The sequence below is a fragment of the Desulfobacula sp. genome (genome assembly GCF_014237455.1).
Taxonomy (GTDB): domain Bacteria; phylum Desulfobacterota; class Desulfobacteria; order Desulfobacterales; family Desulfobacteraceae; genus Desulfobacula.
In genome coordinates, this window is sequence record NZ_JABZFL010000089.1 from 1 (window position 1) to 20,973 (window position 20,973).

The window sequence follows — 20,973 nt, forward strand, 5'->3', positions numbered from 1 at the left end:
GTGGCCTCCTGAATTTGGTTGTTTTTTTGTCTCATAAACTTATTATAACCTTTATTCATGGGGTTCCTCAAGCTTTTTCTTTACTAATTTACTACTTTTTTTATGCAACGACAGGGTAAACCAACCCCCCCTTTTTGGGAATCCATATCATTTATGTGATAGATGGATTCTATTTGTTCCGGGGTCATTCCAGCACCATCATCTGAAATACAAACCTCAAGCACATCCATATTTTTTACAATTTTGATTTCAATCTTACCGCCGTTTTCATTGCTTAAGATGCCGTGCTTTATTGAATTTTCCACCAGGGGCTGGATAATCAGGGGAGGAACAGGCCATTGCTCACATTCTTTTTTAACATCAATTTTGACATTGATCCTATCGCCAAAACGCGCTTTTTCAATGGTTAAATATGATTTAATCTGTTTTAATTCATCTGACAGCTTAACAAAGCCCCGGCTGGAATTCAGGTTTTTTCTCATATAAGAAGACAGGTCAAGTATCAGTTCACGCGATTTTTTGGGATCTGTCCGGCAGAATGATGCAATTGTGTTTAATGAATTAAAAAGAAAATGCGGGTTTATCTGGGCCTGCAAATGTTTTATTTTTGTGTGGGCCAGGAGTTGTTCTTTTGTCTGTATATCTTCAAGTTCAAACTGGGTTGAAAAAAGTTCGCTCAACCCCTGGGCAATTTTAAATTTTATTTTATCTAAAGAGATATCGTTTGATCCATACAGTTTTAAGGTACCAATCATGTGGTTCTTTTTTTTAAGGGGAACAATAATTGCCGAGTTGAACGGGCAGGTTGAAACACTGCATCCAATATATTTAGAGCTTCTGTGAAAAATAGATTTTTCTTTTTTAAGGACATCACGTGTCGCTGTTGTGCGGACCTTTTCCCCGGCAAGATGATGATCGTCACCTGCACCGATATGGGCAAGTATGGTGGTGTTATCTGTTATGGCAACGGCTGCAACTGCCATACGGTTGAAAATAATTTCCGCGGTTTTTTTAGCAGATGCCATATTGAGTCCGGCACGAAGATATCCTACGGTCTCGTTTGCAATTGCCAGTACATGCTGGGCCTGAATAGATTCCCTTTCTTCCCTTTTCGCAAACAAGACTTTTATCAGGTGGATAAAAAGTGCCGTACCAATAGGATTTGAAAGCATCATGGGGAATGCAATTATTTTTACCAGCGCAACTGCTTCAAAATAGGGGCGACACATGGCAAGGACCATGAGCATATGTATTCCCTCGCCAATGAAACAGATGAAAGCCGCGACTCTCCAGTCCCGGCTGTATTTGCCGAGGCGTCTTGATAAAAATCCTGCACACATGCCTTCAAAAAGTGTTGCAAGCGCACACGGTATGGCACTGAACCCCCACGGGTCAATTAGAATGCGATGCATCCCTGCAATAAAGCCGGCTCCCGTACCCACAAGGGGGCCGGCATAAAGGCCGGCGGTGATGATCGACATGGCACGAAGATTTGCAAATGAATCAAAAATCTGATTGCCGCTATAGGTGCCCAGAATTCCAAAAAAACCGAAGAAAAGAATGAGAAAGATCCTGTTCAGATAGGATTTTTTTTTTATTCCAAATTCCTGAATCGGGGAAATCGCAAGAAGAATAAGGGCCGCAGCAACTATAAAACCGGCATGTTTGGCAAGATTTAATATGAGCGTCGTATCAGGCATTATCAGATCCCTAAGTGCTGTTTAAACAGTTTTACCCTGTCCCGTGTTACAATCAGTTCGGTTTTATTCCCATCGTTCATGGTTAAATGGTATTTTCCGTGGAACCATGGACTGAACTCTTTAATATGGTTAAAGCTGACAATGGTATTGCGATGGCTTCTAAAAAATAAATTGGACGCAAGATGCAGTTCAAGATGGTTAAGTGTGTTGATACCGTAAAGAGTATAGGGATTTTTTTTTGTATGAATCGATATTTTCTTATCCTTATACCTGCAGAAAACGATATCATCGGGATTTAAAAGAAGAAGCCTTCCTTTATGTTCAACGGAGATCTTTTTGATTTTTTTTATAGTTATGGTTTTTTCAATTAATTTTTTAAGCTCTTTTTGAATCAGGTTCTCATTTTTTAAGTTTAATATCTCTTTTACCCGGTTTATACTTTTTTCAAGCCGGTCTTGAGAAAAAGGTTTCATGATGTAATCAATGGCATTTTTTTCAAATGCTTTAACCGCATACTGGTCATATGCGGTTGTAAATACGACAAGTGGGGGTTTTTTCATGTTTTTAATTTCAGAAATAACATCAAAACCGCTTTTTCCCGGCATCTGTATATCAAGAAAAATAAAGTCGGGCCTGTTTTTTTGTATTGATGTAACAGCCTTTGATGCAGAATCTGCCTGATCCATTATTTTTATTTCATCATATTCTGAAAGCAGATAGACAAGTTCCTCTCTTGCCGGGTGTTCATCATCTATAATAATGCAGTTAATTTTCATGCCACCTTAATTTTATCAAGTAAAATTAATCCATATATTTTTATGGCAGTATTTTTTAAAAATTTCAAGATTACCTTTTTATTTCCATGACTGATGCTAATCAAGATAAAATCTTTCATAAGGATTTAAGTTGGTTTATACTGCATGTTCCAAAATAAATTTTGGAACATGCAGTATGCTGTTTAATAAAAGGGCGCTTTTTAATTTTAAAGTTATAAATATGAAAGAAAAAACAAAGAAACTGGTCATTATCACAGGTTATTTTACAGGGGAATCTTATGGGCTTTTAGGTCCCCAGATGGCAGCCACCATTATTAATGATTATACTGATTATGCCGCCATCGTTGTGGGAGTTACCAATGAGGATGATAAAAAAGATTTAAAAATCGCCTTAAACCATTATTTTAAAGACCGTCAAAAAGTTGTGGGATTTTCAACTCTTGGGGGAAGACCGGATCTATTTGATTTTGCCGGAGAATTAAAAGATGAGGGTGCAATTACTATTCTTGCCGGTCCCCAGGCAGGACCTGATTATAAAGGGGAAATTGATTGGCAGACACATCCCCACCGGTTTAAAGGATTATCTGATCATTTTTCCTTTGCCCTTCACGGCCCGGCCCAACAGATAATACCGGTTTTAGCATCAGGCCCGGATTTTGATGTATCAAAACTTGAAGGGGTTTTATGCAAGGGTGAACAGGGTCAAATTATTGAAAATCCATCCATACCCTGGGATGATGCCTTCCTTTCAAAAGTGGACTGGCAAACACTCCATGTCCTGAAGGATGCAGTTTTTGAGCCGATAACCATTACAACTGCACAGGTATTGCAACAGATCGGGTGCCAGCATGCAGCGAAAGAAAGAAAAATCTCCATTGACTATCCTGCGGGGCTTACAAAAAAAGGCTTTCAACCGTCGTTTGTTACTATTTGCCAGAAAGGATGCAGTTTTTGCGATGTGGCAGCGGATAAAGGATATATGGGAGCAGTGAATGAAACGGCAATAAAAGAACAATTATTATGTTTACCAACAAGCCCAGACGGCAGGAAAATACCGTTTGAGCTGATTAATGAAAGTCCGTTGTTTAAGCTTGCAAGAATCTTTGAACTGATGGATGAACAGTCTGCTGAATTGTCCCAGATCAATCTAACCCTTCGAGCGGATTATTTCTTAAACGGATTGGAGTCTTTGGAAAAAGTACTAAAAATTGCTGTAAAAAAGAATGTTCGAATTTTATTGTCTTCCATTGGATTTGAGTCTTTTGATGATACTATTTTAAAGAATCTTAACAAAGGCCTTGATAAACAGACAAATCTTGATGCCGTTCAGGCGATAAGACAATTAAAATCCAGATATCCTGCTCATTTCGGTTACCTGAAAGAAGAAGGGGCCAATCACGGGTTTATCCATCCCACCCCCTGGGACAACCCGGATATCTCTTATGGGATCAATAAAACTATCAGCATGTATCAACTCTCCCTGGATATTTTACCCAACCACAGCACACCGTTGATCATTCATCATGCTTCAGGCCTTGCAGACTGGATACGGCAGATTGAATTAAAAGAGCATATTGAATTCCAGAGACTTGGCACGACTATTGGGTGGTGGCAGACAAAGGATCGATCTTTCATATGAATATTTTTTCAACCATTATTCCAATATTTATTATTATCTTTTTAGGATTATTTGCAAAACAAAAAAGATTTATCACACCGGATTTTTTAAATCAGGCCAATCGCCTGGTATATTATATTGCCATTCCGGCCATGATTTTCAGCTCCATTTCAAAAGCCAGCTTAAACACCCAGATGAATCTTGAAGTGATCCTCATCACACTGGTTTCGCTGGTGGCAATTACTGCCATTGCCTTTGGGGCAGCCTGTTTTTTAAAAATGGCAAAACCATCAAAAGGAACGTTTATTCAATGCGCGTTTCATGGCAATCTTGGTTATATTGGCCTTGCAGTTGCATTCTATTATCTGGGGAATAGCGGATTTGTAAAAGCTGCGATCATAGCAGGGTTTGTGATGATACTTCAGAATATCCTTGCCGTCATTGTCTTGCAATATCACAGCAGGAACAACAAAGATCGCCCAGGGATGTTTGATACCATGAAAAAAACCATGGCCAACCCTGTGATATTGTCAGCCCTGGCAGGCATTTTATTCTCTCTGTTCAATATAGCAATGCCCTTGATTATTGACAGGGCTCTGGATATTTTAAAGGGTATGGCGTTGCCCCTGGCCCTGCTGATTATTGGTGCGTCCCTTTCTTTTGAAAAATTAAAACCACAGTTTTTGAATGTTCTGATATCCTGCTTTTTAAAGGTGATGGTTGCACCTGCTATCGGATTTATATTGTTTAAGCTTTTATCTGTTCATCCAGACGATTATCTTCCGGGATTGATTATCCTTTCTTCTCCCAGCGCAACGCTTACTTATATTATGGCAAAGGAGATCGGGGGTGATCCTGATTTTGCAGTGGCAGCCATATCCATTTGTACCATTATGTCAGGTCTGACCTATGGGTTGTGGCTCACTATCGGCTAGGTTAGCCAGAGGCGTTTAAATATTTTTAGCTAAAACACCATCTATATGGTATGGTTAATCTGTTGATAGAATTAGGGTAATAAAATAGAAAGGAGAAATAAAGTGAAATACGGATGGGTGCTTTTGCTTTGCTTTTTATTATTTCCCGGATGTGGAGAAAATGAATCTGCCACTAAAGTGGACTTGAGTAAAAAGGAGCAGGTTGCACTTAAAGAGGAGGCAGACGTTGTCACTTATGCCTATCTTCCCCAATATTCCCATACGGTATCTCACACCCGTCACCATGCTCTCATTCAATATTTACGAAAAGTGACCAGCCTGAATATCAAACAGATATTTCCGGATACATTTGACGAGCACATGAAAATGGTGGGCCAGAAAAAAATTGATATTTCCTTTTCCAATCCGGTTGTTTATGTAAAAATTGCCCATCAATATGGAGCAGAGGCCTTTGCCAGGATTGTGGAAATGGACGGCAAAGATAGCTTCAGGGGGCAGATTATTTGCAGGACAGATAATTCATTCATCCAAACCATATCCGATTGTCGTCATAAAAGATGGATTGCCGTGGACTCAACATCAGCAGGAGGCTATCTATTCCCATTGGGTCATTTCATGGACCATGGCATTACAAAACTGGATTTTAAGGAGATTGCCTTTGCACCGGGTCCCGGAGGAAAGCAGGAAAAGGTTGTTCTTTCTGTTTATGCCGGGAAATATGATATCGGAACCATCAGGGAAGGCACTTTGGAAGTGGTGTCAGGTAGAATAAATGTCAATAAAATAAAGATTGTTTCAATGACAGACCCCTACCCGGGGTGGGTGTATGCTGCCAGGAAAAACCTGGATAAAAAGATCGTGGAAAAATTAAAACAGGCTTTGGGGAAACTGGATTTTAATATTAAGAGTCATCGTGAAATATTAGAGGCCGCCGATTTTATTAAGGTAATAAGCTCTTCCGATTCGGATTTTGACTCTGTGAGGCAATTGGCTGCCAGGGTGGACATAAGTCTTGATGAATAAAGGATGACATAAATAAATGAAGCTGGGATTTCGTGGTAAAATATATCTGGGTTTTTTTTCTCTGCTTCTGATCCAGGGCCTTGTTATTTTTTTCTGGGTCAGCCATGTCGTAAAAGAATCCATGCTGGAAGAATTAAAAAATCGGGGAATTTCAATAGGAATAAGCCTTTCAGCCCGGATGGTGGAACCCATATTGGTTATGGATTTTTTGAGAATGAAAGTCCTGGTGGATGAAACCGTACAACTGGGCGATGATATCTTTTATACCTTTGTTCTGGATGAGGAAGACAACCCTCTTACCCATACGTTTAAACATGGGTTTCCAGTAGGGCTCAAAAGGTCAAACACTGTTCTGGACAACCAGAAAGGATCTATACAGCTTCTGGATATCGGCGAACACTTGATTTATGATTATGCAATTCCTGTTATTATTAATGATAATCGATTGGGAACACTGAGGCTGGGTCTTTTTCGAACACGGGCTGAAAAAGCAGTCAATAAAATCATCATTTCTGTGGTGGTAACTATAATGTTGACAATTCTCATTGCAGGTTTCATCGGATCCCTGCTGCTCAATCCTGTGACAAAAAGCATACAAAAGCTTCATGAATCCTCAGAACAGGCATTGCGGGGAAATCTTGATATCAGAACGGCTCCGATGTTGAAAAAAAATTGTTGGGATATTATGCAATGTCATCAAAAAGATTGCCCGGCATATAAAAATTTTCATCACCGGTGCTGGTATCTGGCAGGAACCCTTTGTCAAACTTGTGTTGAAGGTGAATACGCTAAAAAAATGGACTCCTGCCAGCAATGTTCTGTTTACAAACAATGTTCAGGAGATGAAATTCAGTGCCTGGCAGAAAGCTTTGATGCCATGACCTTGTCTTTGAGAGGCAACCTGTCTGATCTGAAAAGTGCCGAAAGTATTTTGAATGAACAAAAAGCCTTGCTCCAGATGATTTTGGATGCCATACCGGATTTCATATCCCTGCAGGATCATGAAGGCCGGTATGTCTCGGTCAACAGGGCCTTTTGTGAAATGTTGAATAAAAACAAAGAAGACATTGTCGGCAGGGGAAACGATGATTTGTTTTCCGGAAACCAGGCGGAACTATATAACCAAGAGGACAAAAGCATTCTTGAAACAGGAATTCCCCTTGTTAAAGAAAACAGACTGTCTGGATCAAAAGGACCAAAGTGGCTGCATGTGGTAAAAATTCCTGTTTCGGAAGTAAAAGACCGGGTAAAGGGTCTTGTCTGCAGCGGCAGGGATATTACACAGCTTAAAGCCGTTCAGGAACAGCTTACCCAGGCCCAGAAGATGGAATCTGTCGGGCGGCTGGCCGCCGGAGTCGCCCATGAGATCAACACACCCCTTGGGATTATCCTTGGATATGCCCAGCTTTTACTGGAAGATGTTGAAAAGGAAGGACAGATTTATGATGATGTGGCAACCATTGTTAAGCAGACAAAAATTTGTTCCAAAATTGTCGCAGATCTTTTAAATTTTTCCCGCTCCGGTAAAAGTATTATAACGGAGTTTAATATTAATGAAGCCATTGAAGAAGTTTTAGGTGTGGTGGAACATACATTCAGCTTGAATCATGTTATGGTGAAATATGAATACCATAAAGAGCCTTTGTTGATGAAAGGAGATAAGGAAAAAATAAAGCAGGTCTTTATCAATCTTTTGAACAATGCATTTGATGCCATTGAAGAAAATGGCAGCATCTTTGTTAACACCGGGATCGGGGAGATTCAAAATGAGATCCAAGTATCCATATCAGATACAGGTATAGGAATTGCTAAAGAAAATATAAGTAAGATATTTGAACCATTTTACACCACCAAGAGCCCGGATAAAGGAACAGGCCTCGGATTGTCAGTCACATTTGGTATTATAAAAGAGCATAACGGAAGGATTAAAGTCTTCTCTCCTCCGCTATCAGGAAAGAAAGAAGATGGGGGAACACAATTTATTGTTGTACTGCCCTCTGGCTTAAATATGAAAAAGGGAGAATTAAATGGCGAATATTCTCGCACTGGATGATGTTCTGGATGCAGCTAACCTGATTAAACGGATTCTTGAAAGAAAAGGGCATTCGGTTATTCCTTTTACGGAAGAAGAAGATGCCATCCAATTTGTGGGATCCAATAAGGTTGATCTGGCGATTCTGGATATCAAGTTAAAAAAAATGAGCGGGGTTGAGGTTCTGGAAGAATTGAAAAAAAGGTCACCGTCTATTCGGGTGATCATGCTGACAGGCTATCCCACCATTGAGACCGCCAGGGAGTGTTTAAAGCTGGGTGCCAGCGAATACTGTGTAAAACCCATTGATAAAGATGAATTGGAAGACAAGGTGGAAGAAGTTCTAAAAAATTTATAAAGATCAGTCTTTTTTTTCAAGGCCGGACATATAATGGAAGTATTTTTGAACAAATTTTCCTGAAATTGTATCCGCTACGGAAAACGTAAAATCAGTATCTGGCAGGAATTTTCCTGAAAAGGCTAAGAATACGGTTTGGGAGAGTTCAAAAAGCATATCCTGGATCTCATATTTGTCTTTTGAAAACTCAAATATTCCGTAAATTCGGCATCTTGCCGGCCTTAATTCGTAAATCTGACAACCTGAGCCGTCATTGAGCGGGCATAACATGTCTCCGTTTTTAGATGTCTCAGCAGCCTTTTTTATTAACGTTTTTCTTTGAGCTGATGTAAAATGTTTGTTTATTTTTGAGTGGAGGTAAATGACTTCTATCAGTTGAAGATTAAAATTTTCAAAACAGCATTTATGCGCTGTCCTGCCACATTGGATATGGTCTCTTTTGGGTCGATTTTTAACTTCTTTATCAATATTTTCAATCAAAGATTCATAATCAGAAAAAAAAAGACTTAGATCTACCCTGTTTTTAATCTCTAAGGAGGGCTCCCTGATCTTGAGGATGCCTGATTTTTTACCATACTTTTTTAATAGTTTCCACTGACCATAATTGGAGGGATTTGCGTTTGAGGACTTTAATTTTTTTGAAGCCGCTTTGAGAGTAAGACCTCTGCGAATCATGTAGGAGGTGATAAAGGTGCCTGTTCTGCCAATCCCGTGCCGGCAATGGACCAACACTTTTTTTTCAAGATAAAGGGCCTCATCAAGCCAGGCCAGGGCCTTTTCCATATCTGTCATTTTGGGAATATCCTCATCCCATATGGGAAGGTAATATACCTCAAATCCTGAAGATTCTTCAAGGTCATGAAGATCACTGAATTCAGCGCAAAGATTTACAATGGCATTAATCCCCTTAGTTTTTATGGTCTCAAGCTCAGCATATGACATGGGGGCATATCCGACAGCAAGGCTGTCTGTGATCCATGTGATGGGGTATGGGAACATTGAGTCTTCTTTCAAATTTTATGGCCGTTCATGTTTATCATCCTTTATCAACAGCCGACCTGAAATCATATTGGCCGTTCATAAAATCATCTATTAAAAATTCTAATTCCGTGTTTTCTTTAAGATACATATCCATGAGTTTCGTCGCCCCCAAAAGACGCCCTGTCATATCCAGTGTTTCTTTCATGGTTTTTAATGAACCGTTCTTGAACTCTGCATCAATAAGATCTGATGTGATCTCCACCATAAACCCGAGCCGTGTTAAAATTTCTTTAATAAAATTGGCCCTGAGAAACCTTCCGGCAGGACTGCCACCGCCACCGGAAAATCTGAAAAGAATATAATTATCTTTTTTTGAAGAAGAGCAGATGGTATCCAGAATAACAAAATGATATCCAAACCTGAAGTTGACGTTTAAATACTCTTTTGACAGAACCGCATAGCTTCCGAACATAGAGGAATCTGCACTGATGATGCCTCCGGCCATGACAATTCTGTCATATTCCTCCCAGTCAAAATGGGTGGTTTCAGACCAGCATATTCCCGGGTTTGACAGCCCTTCTAATACGGCTTTCATAGGAATGCTGGCAATATCTTTTGGCCTCAATATTTTTTCATTCATCTGTCCCGCTTTGATTCCCTGGCCCACATCAAGGACATAAAAGAGCATAGGGATATCGGAGATGAGTTTTTTTGCCCCTTTTTTCCTGCCGCCTTTTCTATCTCCGATTAAAAACATTTCTTTCACAGCAGTTTCATGAACAAACCGGATAATATCATGAAGAGATCTGCATGCTTCCGGGACAAAAGAGTCGGACTCAGGATCAGTCAGTTTTAATTTGGCACAAAAATTAATCACATACTGCAGTTTGACCATAAAAGAGCTGTCTTTGAAAAAATTCTCTTTTGATGTGGTTCTTTCTAATAAAGATTTTACCGTTCCTTCGTATACAATACATCTGTCTGCATCCACAGTCACATGACTTCCCTGGACAAGATCATCGAATCCATTGCCGACATTTACAATGGCTGGAACCCCATATTCCCTGGCAATGGATGAAAAATGGCTGGCGCGGCTTCCCGTGCCGATAATGATCGCAGTCATTTTATTTATTGCTATAACAAATTGAGGCAAAGCATGTCTGACCACAACCACTGATCCATCGGGGATATGGAGTGCTTGCGATAAGTGTTCAAGTCTGTAGACAGGACCTGAACCGGTTCCCGGAGAGACCATCTCTCCCCCCGAACAAATAATTGTATTAATAATTTTATTTTCCGTGATCCGGACCTGTTTTTCGTTGTTTTGGATCGCACCTGGATGGAGATTCAACGGCCTGGACTGTAGGATAAAAAGCTTGCCGAATTTGTTCTGGCACCACTCAACATCCTGGGGTTGATTAAAATGAGCTTCAAGGGAAATGCCCCATCTGGCAAGGGTCAAAACAGATGGCTCATCAAGGGAAAGCAGATTTCTTTTGTCTTGGTCTGTATCAATGGTTTGGGTTTGAGTCTCCGGTTCTAAAACCATTTGTTTTAGTTTGGTTGCAATTTTTGTGCTGACAATAGTAACAGGATTTTTTTTTGATACCCTGATAACATCCGGTGATGCTTCCCCTTCCACGAGCAGTCCGCCCTGTCCCCAGACTGAATGGATTAATAAATCGTCAGAAAGCGGGTCTTCAATATCCCGGGTATAGATCACACCGGATGTTTTTGAATCAATCATTTCAAGGACCAGGACAGCCATGGGGGTTTCATCGTCCAGTATCCCGCGGCTGATCCTGTAAAAGAGTGCATGGGCGGAATATTTGCCGGCAATGACCTGTTTATATCCGTTTAAAACATCTTCTTTATTTATATTTAACAGGGTTTGATACTGACCGGCAAAGGAAACTTTTCCATCCTCTTTAACAGCACTGCTTCGAAGTGCAACCCTGAAATTGACCTCCTTATTCTGCCCAAGGGAGTTTATGGCACCTGTTACAGCGGCATCAATATCTTCGGGTACCGTTGCATTTAATATTAATTGTTCAATTTTACGGGCTGTCCGTTCCAAAGATGAGGAGTCGCTGATATCAAGGTTGGCCAGTTGTTCATTAATGGGTTCCCGTAAATCATTGGTCTCCAAGAAATAATGAAAAGTATTGGTTGTGATGACAAATCCATTGGGTGATGGCAGGTGGAGTTCATTATTCAGACAAGACAGAGAGAATGCCTTTCTGCCTGTAACTGCTTCATTAAATGATGAGATTTTATCAAATTCGATGATAAATGGCGGTGAAAATTCAAACGCCTGTGGGGCAAGCATAAACCGGATATAAAAATCAAATTTCTTAAAATAATCTTTTAGGCTCCAATAGTTTGACGGGCACATTTTTAAAAGTTCTTCAACCATTTTTAAAACTGAAGCTGCAAAGTGCTCATAGGTTTTTACGACGGTCTGAAAGTCACATTTTTTTTGAGTATAATAAATATCCTCCAGACTTGCCATAAACTCATGGGCTGCCTTGTCATATTCCAGCAAGGCCTTAAATGATTCGTATTTTTCTCTTAAAATAGTTCCCGGAGAAAATACCTGGTATGTCCAGTATCTGAATAGGTTTTTAATCAACATGATTTATAAACTGTTATGGTTCATTGGTTTAAATCTATCGCTTAAGGATATTTTAAAGGTAGCATTGAAAACAAAAGAATACAAACAGGATTTTGTATTCATCTGCGCAATAAAAAAAATGCAGCGCCATATTTTTATTGCGCCATATTTTTATGACATTTTTATCTTTAAATTAGGAAAACCCTTGTTGAGAAAGGGCTTTCAGGTATTTTGAAAAAATTTGGCTAAAAAATGAAAAATATTCAATGTACACTCCAAATACGCGTACTTCATAATTTTTTAATCATTACGAACAACAATATTTTATTAAATTTCAAATAGTTGGCTTTTTGATTGAGCTCTTGTTTTGCAGGATGAAAAAAAATGGCACGCTTATGGCTATAAAGGAATAAGAGGTTGCAAAATAAAAGTTTGCTAAAGGAGGCAATAAATTATGGATAAAGATGTTTTCAGTTTGTGTTTCATGTGTTCTGTCAGGTGTCCTATTAAGGTTAAGGTAAAAGACGGACATGTAGACTGGATAGAAGGAAATCAACATGTAGCCGGTATAGACGGCAGCCTGTGTCCCAGAGGATCAGCAGGTAAATCCCTGCTCTATGATGATCAGAGGCTACAATCCCCGCTCATCAGGGTCGGTGAACGCGGGTCCGGGAATTGGAGAAAGGCTTCCTGGGAGGAAGCAATTGATTATGTCGCAACCCGGCTTAAGGAGATCATTGATAAAAATGGAGGGCACAGCATTGCCCTGTGTGAAAGGGCTCAGCTTTCAACCCATGTAAGCAAAACCTTTTTAAAGGCACTGAAATCCCCAAATCATTTTACCCATGATGCCCTGTGCAAGGGGTCTGTCAACACAGCCTGCCGTTCTTTATTCGGCTATACAGACGGCCAGATGGGAATCAATTATGGGAACACAAAACATATTGTTCTTTACGGCAGGAATCTCTTTGAATCCCTGGCAGTAAAAGAAGTCAACACCCTGATGAATGCAATGGAAAAGGGTGCAAAGCTGACCTATATCGATCCCAGGGTAAATGTCACGGCTTCCAAGGCTCACCGGTACTGGATGATCCGGCCGGGAACCGATCTGGCCTTAAATTATGCCCTCATGCATGTCATTTTAAAGGAAAGGCTTTATGATGCGGAATTTGTTTCAAAATGGGTTCATGGTCTGAACGAACTTCAGGATTTTGTTGAAACCTATACACCCGAATGGGCACAAAAAGAGACGGGGATTTCGGCAGAAGAGATTATCAGTCTTGCAAGGGAAGTCAGCCAGGTCAAACCCGCCGTGATTTTTCATTATGGATATCGAGGGGCCAGCCAGACCAATGAAATTTATATGCGCCGGTCTATTCTGATGCTCAATGCCTTAATGGGCAGCGTGGAAGCAAAAGGCGGAATTTTCTTTAAAAAGGGTCCGGGAGAGGTCGGTGGAAAGGCTGCCAGAAAACTTGTCAGCCAGGATTTTCCAAAGATTGATGTGCCCAGATTTGATAAAGTCGGTACCAAGGATTTTCCACTTCCTGATCCCAGCCACGGGGTTGGACAAATTCTGCCCTATGCGATCTTGAATGAAGATCCTTATCCTTTGAAGGCATTGATTGCCTATCGTCTTGATCCGCTTATGTCCATTGCCGATACAAACCAGACCAAAAAAGCGCTGGAGAAGCTGGACCTAATTGTCGCCATTGACATTAACTATTCTGATATTGCCTGGTATTCAGATGTGATTTTGCCGGAATCCACTTATCTTGAGAGGACTGACTGTATCCAGCAGATGAACGGGCTCAAACCCCAGATGTTTTTGAGAAAAAAAGCGGTTGAACCCAGATATGATACCATGGATGGCGCCGTGATTTTGAAGAAAATCGGTGAAAAGCTGGGAATAGGTGATTATTTTCCATACGAAACCATGGAAGACCTGGTCGACTGGCAGCTTGAAGGCACTGGTTTTACCAAGGAAGATTTTGAGAAAAAGGGATTTGTGGCCTATGGATCTGATCAGATTTTCTGGGACAGGGATAATCTTCCTTTTAAAACCCCCTCCGGTAAAATAGAATTTAAATCCTCCCTGCTTGAAGATGCCGGGTTTAAATCTTTTCCCGAATATGAAGCGATTCCACAGCCCGAGGACGGTAAATTTCGTCTGGTGGTGGGACGTTCGGCTATCCACACCCATGTGTCTACCCAGAATGTTCCCTATCTGAACGAACTGGAGAGTGAAAATACTTTGTGGATCAATACAGCCAAGGCAGATGAACTGGGGATTAAAAATAATGCTGTTGTTGAAGTGTCTTCACCAGTTGGTAAGGGCCAGATAAAAGCCTTTGTTACAGATCTGATCCATCCTGAAGCAGTTTTTATGCTCCATGGATATGGACATGAAGCCGCCAGGGCAAAAAGATCATTTAATAAAGGGCTTTCCGATGCAGTGCTTCAGGAAAATGTATATGACAAGGTCGGAGGAAGTCCTGCATTTCATGAGACCTTTGTAACGGTCAAACCCCTTTGATTAAAGGAAAATCAGGACAATGAGTCTGATAGCAACAAAAAGGTATAAATCAGATACTAAATTATATATAAGGTCGGAGGCTTTGAATGAGTAAATATTATCTATTCCAGGACATTAAAAAATGTATTGGATGTCATGCCTGTGAAATCCAGTGCAAGTCCAACAAGAATCTCCCCATAGGGCCGAAACTCTGCCAGATCATCCAGGTGGGTCCAAAATTTATTAACGGGTTGCCGAAAACTTCATTTATTTTCATGCCCTGCTTTCATTGTGAAAACCCATGGTGTGTTTCTGCCTGTCCCACAGGGGCTATGCAGAAAAGAAGCAAGGATGGTATTGTTTTTGTTGATAAAGATCTGTGTGTGGGTTGTAAAACCTGTGTTTCTGCCTGCCCCTGGGGAGCTCCCCAGTGGAATCAGGATACAGGGAAGGTGGAAAAGTGCGACTATTGCATGGATAGAATAGACGAGGGGTTAGATCCTGCCTGCGTGACCACCTGTACAACTGGTTGCCTGCAGTTTGGTAATGTTGAAGAAACAACTCAGATTCGGCGTGAGCGGCATGCATCAGCAGTTGCATCCCTTGAAAAAAGCAGTTTCTAGTCGTTAAGGAGAAAAAATGGCAGAAAAAACCTGTCCGGTTAGAAAAACAGTTATTTATCTTTCTGAACAGATCAGTTCGGGATATTTAACTGATCCTAAAGGGAGGAGAATCTCTGAACAGATTTTGCATTTGACAGAAGAGATTGCAGAGGGCGCCGGCGGTTCTGATCATCTTTTGGCCATTGATTCTCTTATTGAAGAATATTTTTATGACACAAGTCTGGTGCAGAACATCGAAATCGGTAATTTCCTGAAAACAAAAATAGCGAAACACAGGGAAGTATTTCAAAGCCATATTGAAACAAAGAATTGCCCTTCCCACGATTGTGGGAAGCTGGCGCCCTCACCCTGCCAGATGGCATGCCCTGCCGGAATTGACATCCCGACTTACCTGAGCCTGATTGCCGAAGGAAAGGATGCCCAGGCAATTGAAGTGATCCGCCGTGACAATCCATTGCCCTGGGTTTGCGGGCTGATCTGCACAAGACCCTGTGAAATGATGTGTGTCCGTGCCAGAATTGATACGCCGGTTTCCATCAAGTTCTTAAAAGCCTTTGCAGCCGAAAGGGCAATGTCGGACAGGGCCTATAAAAATCCTGAGAAAGAGGATTTTAACGGGAGAAAAATTTGTGTTGTCGGTGCCGGTCCGGGCGGACTTTCTGCTGCATACTATCTTGCGTTGATGGGCTATGGAGTAAGGGTAATTGAGGATCTGCCCGTTCCAGGTGGTATGATTATGGTGGGAATCCCAAGATATCGCCTGCCAAGGGAAGTAATTGACAGGGAAGTGGCTATGATTGAAGATCTTGGTGTTGAATTTTCTTATAATACTCGGTTTGGAAAAGATGTTTCATTTGAGCAATTGAAAAAGGAGGGTTATGAAGCCTTTTTTATTGCCATTGGTGCCCATAAATCCTGGGATCTGGGAATAAAAGGGGAAAAAGATTTTCCAAAGGTTTTTGATGCCGTTGAATTTTTAAAAGATGTGGCCTTAGGGGAACACCATGTACCCGGCAAACATGTGGTTGTTATCGGTGGTGGAAATGTTGCCATAGATGCAGCAAGGACCAGTCTAAGGCTTGGAGCTGAGAGGGTATCCATTGCCTACAGGCGCTCCAGAACCCAGATGCCGGCGGATATAGAGGAAGTTGAGCAGGCAGAGGAAGAAGGCATTGAATTTGCTTTTTTAACCATTCCCAAAGAAGTTGTTGGTGAAAACGGTATCATTACCGGGCTTGAGTGTATTAAAGCCGAGTTGATCAAGAAAAAAGGATCTGACAGACTGGCACCCGTTCCCATACTGGGCAAGGATTTTACTATCAAAGCAGATGCTGTCATCAGTGCCATTGGTCAATATGTGGATGATGATGGCATGGAAGCCTTTGATCAAATGAACTGGACACGCAGAGGTACCATAGAAGTGAATCATGCCAGTATGGAAACCACCATGCCGGGTGTGTTTGCAGCAGGGGATGCTGTGTCCGGTCCTGCAACCGTGATTGAGGCCATTGGCGGAGGAAAAAGGGCGGCAGAGGCAATAGATCGGTATCTGAACCATATCCCCCAGCCCAGGATGCCTAAACTTCCCATCAGGCATAATATTGAACATCCCATTGAAATGTCAGCCAGCCGGAAAATGACCCTTAAACATCCTGAAATGCCCATGCTGAATGTAGACAGGCGGCGAACCATGTTTCAGCAGGTAGAACTTGGGTATGATGAAGAAAGTGTCCGCCGGGAGGCTGCCAGGTGTCTTAGGTGCGATATCTGCCGAAGATGCGGAAAATGTGTGGAAATCTGCAGGGATAAGATGGGGATTGATGCGCTTAAATTCGGATATATGGATTTTGATAATCCTTCTGAAACAGATTTCAGGGCAACAAGTGAAAAATGCATTACCTGTGGAGCATGTGCGGCTAATTGTGAAAATAAAGCTATTGTCATCGAAGAAGAGAATGGGCAAAGGATGCTGAAACTTTGTGGCACGATTTTGAACAAACAGGAGATCCAATATTGTGAAGAATGTAATGCTGTTCTCCCCTCTATTGAGTATCTACAGTTTATTTCTCAGAAAACAGGGAATGTCACAAAAGTGACTGAGAGCAGGCTCTTGTGCAATAATTGCCAGCGGAAGCTAAGTGCAAAAATTAATGTTGAAACACGACCTGTTAACCTAAAATAAAAGGAAATAATCATGCAATTCCAGAGAGGGGATAAAATCGAGGTGTATAGAAAATCACAGGATGAAGCATGGGAGCCTTATATGGATGACTTTATCGGGCTTCACGGATTTATAACAGACCCGGATACCACCATCAATGATCCGGATTCATTGATCAGGGTCAGCCTGCAGGGCAAAGGCACCCATCGGCTTCCCCAGGATTCTTTAAGACTTATTGGTAAACCTTAACAAAGGAATGAAGATATAATGAAGGTAAAAGATTGTTTGGAAGAGTGTGCCGGTCATTTTCATACTATAGAGCAGGACCAGACAGTGGAACAGGCCCTTAAACTGATGTCAGGCTATAATGTATCAGCCCTTGTGGTGATGAAAAAAGAAACATCCCAGGGTATTTTTACGGAACGGGATCTTCTGCGGTGTCATATTATTTTTTCAAATAAAGATATTAAAAATATTCTGGTCAAGGAAGTGATGACATCAAAACTCATTGTGGCTGAGCCTGGCGACACAATTGAAGATGCCATGGGAATGATGATCAAGGCAAAGATCCGCCACCTGCCAGTGGTTTTGGATGGACAAATCAAAGGGATGCTCAGCCTTGAAGATCTTGTTAAAAAACATGTCAGTGTTTTAAACAAGGAACTTCATTATCTTAAAGATTATATTTCAGACCTTCAGGATGCAGCCTATGATTAATATTACCATTGATGATAAGGAAATTTCAGCCAGAGAAAATCAGACCATTCTCCAGGTTGCAAAGGAAAACGGGATTAAAATACCCCATTTATGTTTTCATCCCGCACTGAAACCATCAGGAGCCTGTAAACTTTGCGGTGTTGAAGTGGTATCCCCCACAGGTAAACAAGTGGTGATGCTGTCCTGTATTATTAAAGTTAAAGAAGATCTTAAGGTAAAAACCAATTCAGAACTGGTGAAAGCCAGGCGGGAACAAGCGTTTAACAAGTTGTTGCAGATGGCACCTGACTCGTTAAGAATCCGGAATCTTGCAAAGGAATTTAATGTTGCCATAACACCGCCGCCCAACGGCTGTATTCGCTGCCGGCTTTGTATCAGGGTCTGTAGTGAAATCGTAAAAGCCAAAGCATTGAAAATGGAGAAAACGCCTAATGGAAGCAGGGTGGTACCAAACCCGGGTTGCTGCATCGGGTGCGGAACCTGTGCTAACCTCTGCCCCACCAATATTATCAAGGTGGTTGACCAGGACAGTGTCAGAACGGTTTCCATAAAAGAAGAGATTATCGGGCAACTGCCCCTGGAACGGTGTGAGGGCTGCACAAAAATGTATGCAACCTCTAATTTTCTCAAGCATGTGGGAGAGACGACCCTTGCCCATCCCGATACCAAGGAGCATCACAACCTATGTCCCTCCTGCATAAAACTTATGTCAAACAGGGCCATAACTGAAAGGGAAAGGATACACAAATGACCATCGCAGCCATAAAATCACTTTTCATTGGTGTAGGCGGATCATTGATCCTTGCTGTTTTCTGTTCAACATTTATTGCCACAGATAAAGTTTTGTTCATCCTGCCGCTGTTTATTGCATTCAACGGGGCAATGACAGGGTACAGACTGGTGGAAGCACTTAAAACCGGGATTATGAATATTCCTCTTTTTTCATTTGTGCTGGGAGTCGGCACAGGGGCACTTACCTTTGTTGCCGTGAATTTTGCTATAAATTTTGCCGGGCCGTTTATGGGGGACATAGTTTTACTGAATATTTATGATTTGTTTATTTATATGATTGTATCAGGAATCACAAGTTATCTGGGGGCAAAACTGGCTGTCAGATATTTTAATTTATAATTATCATGTATGTTTTTAAAAAGGAGAGTCAAATGAAGAAAATTTTTTACCATTTTATTTTGATGACGCTTGTGTTGCTATTTACAGCGTCAGGATCTTTTGCCGGGGATGGTATCTCAGCATCCTCCTATAAAGCCGGGGATGTGGTTGAAATCACCGGAAAGATCGCGCCGGGCCAGGATTTGTACCTTGCCATTGCACAATCTGAAATGTTTGCACCCAAAGACACGGATGGTGCATTTGAGACTAAAAGATTTAAAAAGGATAGTAAAAAAGCAGGATTTGCCCTGGATACAGAGATTCCACCTCTTTATTACATGATTACCAATGTACCGGAAAAATTCGGTAAAGTTGATAAGAAAAGGTTTGGCGGCCCGTCCGTTCTTCTGAAAAAAGGACAGGGGATTTACTCCACCACCATGTTCTATCTGAAAAAGAAATTCAATGATGTAGATGCTGTGGCTCGCACAATGATGGGCCCCATCAAATCAGACGAGCAGTGGAATTTTTTAAGGTATGCCAATGAGAGTAGTTATGGTATTAATACCATTGTTAAAGAAAGTAACAGAACAGGTAAAGTAGTTATTTTTTCAAAAACTGTCATCGGTGACCAGTCAAGCGGTAATTACTGGGACAAGGGCACCTACGTAAAGCTTGATAAAGCAACCGGTGAGTTTACAGTCTCCTTTAAATCCTTCAGGCATACCCCTCCCAACACCAAATTTGATGTGTATGTGAACAATGCAAAAATAGGCGACTATAAACTGGAGAAAAACGGATTCTGGCTTTCCAAGGCTTATCGGTATATGAATCCTTTATGGATTGTTATTGGTGCCATTCTCGTGGGAACCTATTTTTCAATGATCGGTGCAGCCGGTGGTATGCTCATGGCAGCCTTCCAGGTGTTGGTTGTCAACACCATGGGGCCTGTGGGTATCAATGCAGCCAATGTATTAAAACCCTCCAATATAGCCCTGACCCTGTTTAGCCCCTTAGGATCTTTCTGGCGGTATGCCAAGATTGAAAAGCGGGTTGCATGGCCCGTGGGACTCTCCTTTGGAGCAGGTATTTTTATCGGCTCCATCTGGCTTGGTAAATATGTATCCGCGATTCTTCCCATGAAAGCCTATAAAGAATGGCTGGCCATCCTGGTTGTTCTCATGGGAATCAAGACCCTTATGGAAATGACTCCAAAGGCCATGAATAAAAGAAAAAACATCAAGGCCATGACCCAGAAATTTAATAAAGAGGTTGCGGCAGCCAAAGCTGAAGGCCGTTCAGCAGAAATGGGCAGTATTGAGCCTGTAAAAACAGGCCTGATGGATTATCGGTTTAAATTCTGGGGTGAAGAATTTAGAATCAACCCATTACTTTTTGCATTCCTGGGTATTTTTATTGGTATCGTATCCCGATCCTTTGGTATTGGCGGCGGATTCCTTCTGGTACCTGCCATGACCACTTTGGCCGGGCTTCCCATGTATGTGGCAGTTCCCATATCCTTGATCGGAACCTGTTTTTCCAGTATCGGGTCCTTTATTGGATATCTCATGGCCGGATACCTGCCTGACATGACCCTGGCCATTGCCATTATTATTGGTGGATTTGCCGGTGGTATGCTTGGCAGTCGTGCCCAGAAAATGTTTTCTGAAATGACCTTGAAGATTGTTCTTGCAGTTACATTGTTCTTCTTGTTCTTTAGATTTTTTAAGATTGAAATCTGGATATAACCCTTATAAAGGGTAAATGAACCTTGAAACCCGTGTGCTGAATCTCTATAATGATTGAATCA

Annotated in this window: 17 protein-coding genes; 13 read left to right on the forward strand and 4 right to left on the reverse strand. The window is 41.4% G+C overall.

The features are described 5' to 3' along the window. Positions 1 to 83 precede the first annotated feature (83 nt). The gene (locus HGJ91_RS12735; RefSeq protein WP_291348186.1) at positions 84 to 1,700 is read right to left on the reverse strand and encodes a LytS/YhcK type 5TM receptor domain-containing protein; all 1,617 of its coding nucleotides are present in this window, start codon (positions 1,698 to 1,700) and stop codon (positions 84 to 86) included. A gap of 2 nt (positions 1,701 to 1,702) precedes the next feature. After that, entirely contained in the window at positions 1,703 to 2,476 is a 774-nt protein-coding gene (locus HGJ91_RS12740; RefSeq protein ID WP_291348187.1) for a LytTR family DNA-binding domain-containing protein, read from the reverse strand. A gap of 220 nt (positions 2,477 to 2,696) precedes the next feature. Here HGJ91_RS12740 and HGJ91_RS12745 point away from each other — a divergent pair, with 220 nt between their 5' ends. The 5 genes from HGJ91_RS12745 to HGJ91_RS12765 all read left to right on the forward strand — a co-directional run bounded on the left by HGJ91_RS12745 (position 2,697) and on the right by HGJ91_RS12765 (position 8,442). Beyond that, positions 2,697 to 4,115 (forward strand): hypothetical protein, encoded by a 1,419-nt coding sequence (locus HGJ91_RS12745; RefSeq protein WP_291348189.1) that lies wholly within the window; start codon positions 2,697 to 2,699, stop codon positions 4,113 to 4,115. Next, positions 4,112 to 5,029, forward strand: coding sequence for an AEC family transporter (locus tag HGJ91_RS12750; RefSeq protein WP_291348190.1), 918 nt, complete (start codon positions 4,112 to 4,114; stop codon positions 5,027 to 5,029). Before HGJ91_RS12745 ends, HGJ91_RS12750 begins: the two co-directional genes overlap by 4 nt. 102 nt (positions 5,030 to 5,131) lie before the next feature. Further along, positions 5,132 to 6,052, forward strand: a complete 921-nt coding sequence (locus tag HGJ91_RS12755) for a phosphate/phosphite/phosphonate ABC transporter substrate-binding protein (RefSeq protein ID WP_291348192.1) — start codon at positions 5,132 to 5,134, stop codon at positions 6,050 to 6,052. A 16-nt stretch (positions 6,053 to 6,068) separates the two neighbouring features. After that, positions 6,069 to 8,105, forward strand: a complete 2,037-nt coding sequence (locus tag HGJ91_RS12760; RefSeq protein ID WP_291348193.1) for an ATP-binding protein — start codon at positions 6,069 to 6,071, stop codon at positions 8,103 to 8,105. Continuing rightward, positions 8,080 to 8,442 (forward strand): response regulator, encoded by a 363-nt coding sequence (locus HGJ91_RS12765; RefSeq protein WP_291348194.1) that lies wholly within the window; start codon positions 8,080 to 8,082, stop codon positions 8,440 to 8,442. Before HGJ91_RS12760 ends, HGJ91_RS12765 begins: the two co-directional genes overlap by 26 nt. 3 nt (positions 8,443 to 8,445) lie before the next feature. Here HGJ91_RS12765 and HGJ91_RS12770 read toward each other — a convergent pair whose 3' ends face one another. Further along, positions 8,446 to 9,456: a dual specificity protein phosphatase gene (locus HGJ91_RS12770; RefSeq protein WP_291348195.1), complete on the reverse strand. Its 1,011-nt coding sequence runs from the start codon at positions 9,454 to 9,456 to the stop codon at positions 8,446 to 8,448. Positions 9,457 to 9,478: 22 nt separating this feature from the next. Continuing rightward, on the reverse strand, positions 9,479 to 12,058 hold the full coding sequence (locus tag HGJ91_RS12775; RefSeq protein WP_291348196.1) for a PEP/pyruvate-binding domain-containing protein: 2,580 nt from the start codon (positions 12,056 to 12,058) through the stop codon (positions 9,479 to 9,481). A 433-nt stretch (positions 12,059 to 12,491) separates the two neighbouring features. Between HGJ91_RS12775 and HGJ91_RS12780 the strand changes: the two genes are divergently transcribed. From HGJ91_RS12780 to HGJ91_RS12815, 8 genes are all read left to right on the forward strand, one after another. Beyond that, positions 12,492 to 14,573 carry a molybdopterin-dependent oxidoreductase gene (locus HGJ91_RS12780; RefSeq protein ID WP_291348197.1) on the forward strand — a complete coding sequence of 694 codons (2,082 nt, stop codon included), beginning with the start codon at positions 12,492 to 12,494 and terminating at the stop codon, positions 14,571 to 14,573. Positions 14,574 to 14,659: 86 nt separating this feature from the next. Continuing rightward, entirely contained in the window at positions 14,660 to 15,175 is a 516-nt protein-coding gene (locus HGJ91_RS12785) for a 4Fe-4S dicluster domain-containing protein (protein ID WP_291348198.1), read from the forward strand. Positions 15,176 to 15,191: 16 nt separating this feature from the next. Continuing rightward, positions 15,192 to 17,357, forward strand: coding sequence for an NAD(P)-binding protein (locus tag HGJ91_RS12790; protein ID WP_291348199.1), 2,166 nt, complete (start codon positions 15,192 to 15,194; stop codon positions 17,355 to 17,357). A 12-nt stretch (positions 17,358 to 17,369) separates the two neighbouring features. Next, entirely contained in the window at positions 17,370 to 17,585 is a 216-nt protein-coding gene (locus HGJ91_RS12795) for a hypothetical protein (RefSeq protein WP_291348200.1), read from the forward strand. A gap of 18 nt (positions 17,586 to 17,603) precedes the next feature. Next, positions 17,604 to 18,053, forward strand: coding sequence for a CBS domain-containing protein (locus tag HGJ91_RS12800; RefSeq protein WP_291348202.1), 450 nt, complete (start codon positions 17,604 to 17,606; stop codon positions 18,051 to 18,053). Next, positions 18,046 to 18,804, forward strand: coding sequence for a 2Fe-2S iron-sulfur cluster-binding protein (locus HGJ91_RS12805; protein WP_291348203.1), 759 nt, complete (start codon positions 18,046 to 18,048; stop codon positions 18,802 to 18,804). The genes HGJ91_RS12800 and HGJ91_RS12805 overlap by 8 nt, the downstream gene beginning before the upstream one ends. Further along, positions 18,801 to 19,184 carry a hypothetical protein gene (locus HGJ91_RS12810; protein WP_291348204.1) on the forward strand — a complete coding sequence of 128 codons (384 nt, stop codon included), beginning with the start codon at positions 18,801 to 18,803 and terminating at the stop codon, positions 19,182 to 19,184. Before HGJ91_RS12805 ends, HGJ91_RS12810 begins: the two co-directional genes overlap by 4 nt. Before the next feature lie 32 nt (positions 19,185 to 19,216). Beyond that, complete coding sequence (locus HGJ91_RS12815) at positions 19,217 to 20,911, forward strand: sulfite exporter TauE/SafE family protein (protein WP_291348205.1); 1,695 nt, start codon at positions 19,217 to 19,219, stop codon at positions 20,909 to 20,911. Positions 20,912 to 20,973: the final 62 nt, after the last annotated feature.

Coding starts and splice junctions, on each gene's coding strand:
- HGJ91_RS12810 (WP_291348204.1), top strand. CDS start 18,801: ATGACCATCGCAGCCATAAAATCACTTTTCATTGGTGTAGGCGGATCA.
- HGJ91_RS12765 (WP_291348194.1), top strand. CDS start 8,080: ATGGCGAATATTCTCGCACTGGATGATGTTCTGGATGCAGCTAACCTG.
- HGJ91_RS12780 (WP_291348197.1), top strand. CDS start 12,492: ATGGATAAAGATGTTTTCAGTTTGTGTTTCATGTGTTCTGTCAGGTGT.
- HGJ91_RS12745 (WP_291348189.1), top strand. CDS start 2,697: ATGAAAGAAAAAACAAAGAAACTGGTCATTATCACAGGTTATTTTACA.
- HGJ91_RS12790 (WP_291348199.1), top strand. CDS start 15,192: ATGGCAGAAAAAACCTGTCCGGTTAGAAAAACAGTTATTTATCTTTCT.
- HGJ91_RS12775 (WP_291348196.1), bottom strand. CDS start 12,058: ATGTTGATTAAAAACCTATTCAGATACTGGACATACCAGGTATTTTCT.
- HGJ91_RS12795 (WP_291348200.1), top strand. CDS start 17,370: ATGCAATTCCAGAGAGGGGATAAAATCGAGGTGTATAGAAAATCACAG.
- HGJ91_RS12760 (WP_291348193.1), top strand. CDS start 6,069: ATGAAGCTGGGATTTCGTGGTAAAATATATCTGGGTTTTTTTTCTCTG.
- HGJ91_RS12785 (WP_291348198.1), top strand. CDS start 14,660: ATGAGTAAATATTATCTATTCCAGGACATTAAAAAATGTATTGGATGT.
- HGJ91_RS12815 (WP_291348205.1), top strand. CDS start 19,217: ATGAAGAAAATTTTTTACCATTTTATTTTGATGACGCTTGTGTTGCTA.
- HGJ91_RS12805 (WP_291348203.1), top strand. CDS start 18,046: ATGATTAATATTACCATTGATGATAAGGAAATTTCAGCCAGAGAAAAT.
- HGJ91_RS12740 (WP_291348187.1), bottom strand. CDS start 2,476: ATGAAAATTAACTGCATTATTATAGATGATGAACACCCGGCAAGAGAG.
- HGJ91_RS12735 (WP_291348186.1), bottom strand. CDS start 1,700: ATGCCTGATACGACGCTCATATTAAATCTTGCCAAACATGCCGGTTTT.
- HGJ91_RS12800 (WP_291348202.1), top strand. CDS start 17,604: ATGAAGGTAAAAGATTGTTTGGAAGAGTGTGCCGGTCATTTTCATACT.
- HGJ91_RS12750 (WP_291348190.1), top strand. CDS start 4,112: ATGAATATTTTTTCAACCATTATTCCAATATTTATTATTATCTTTTTA.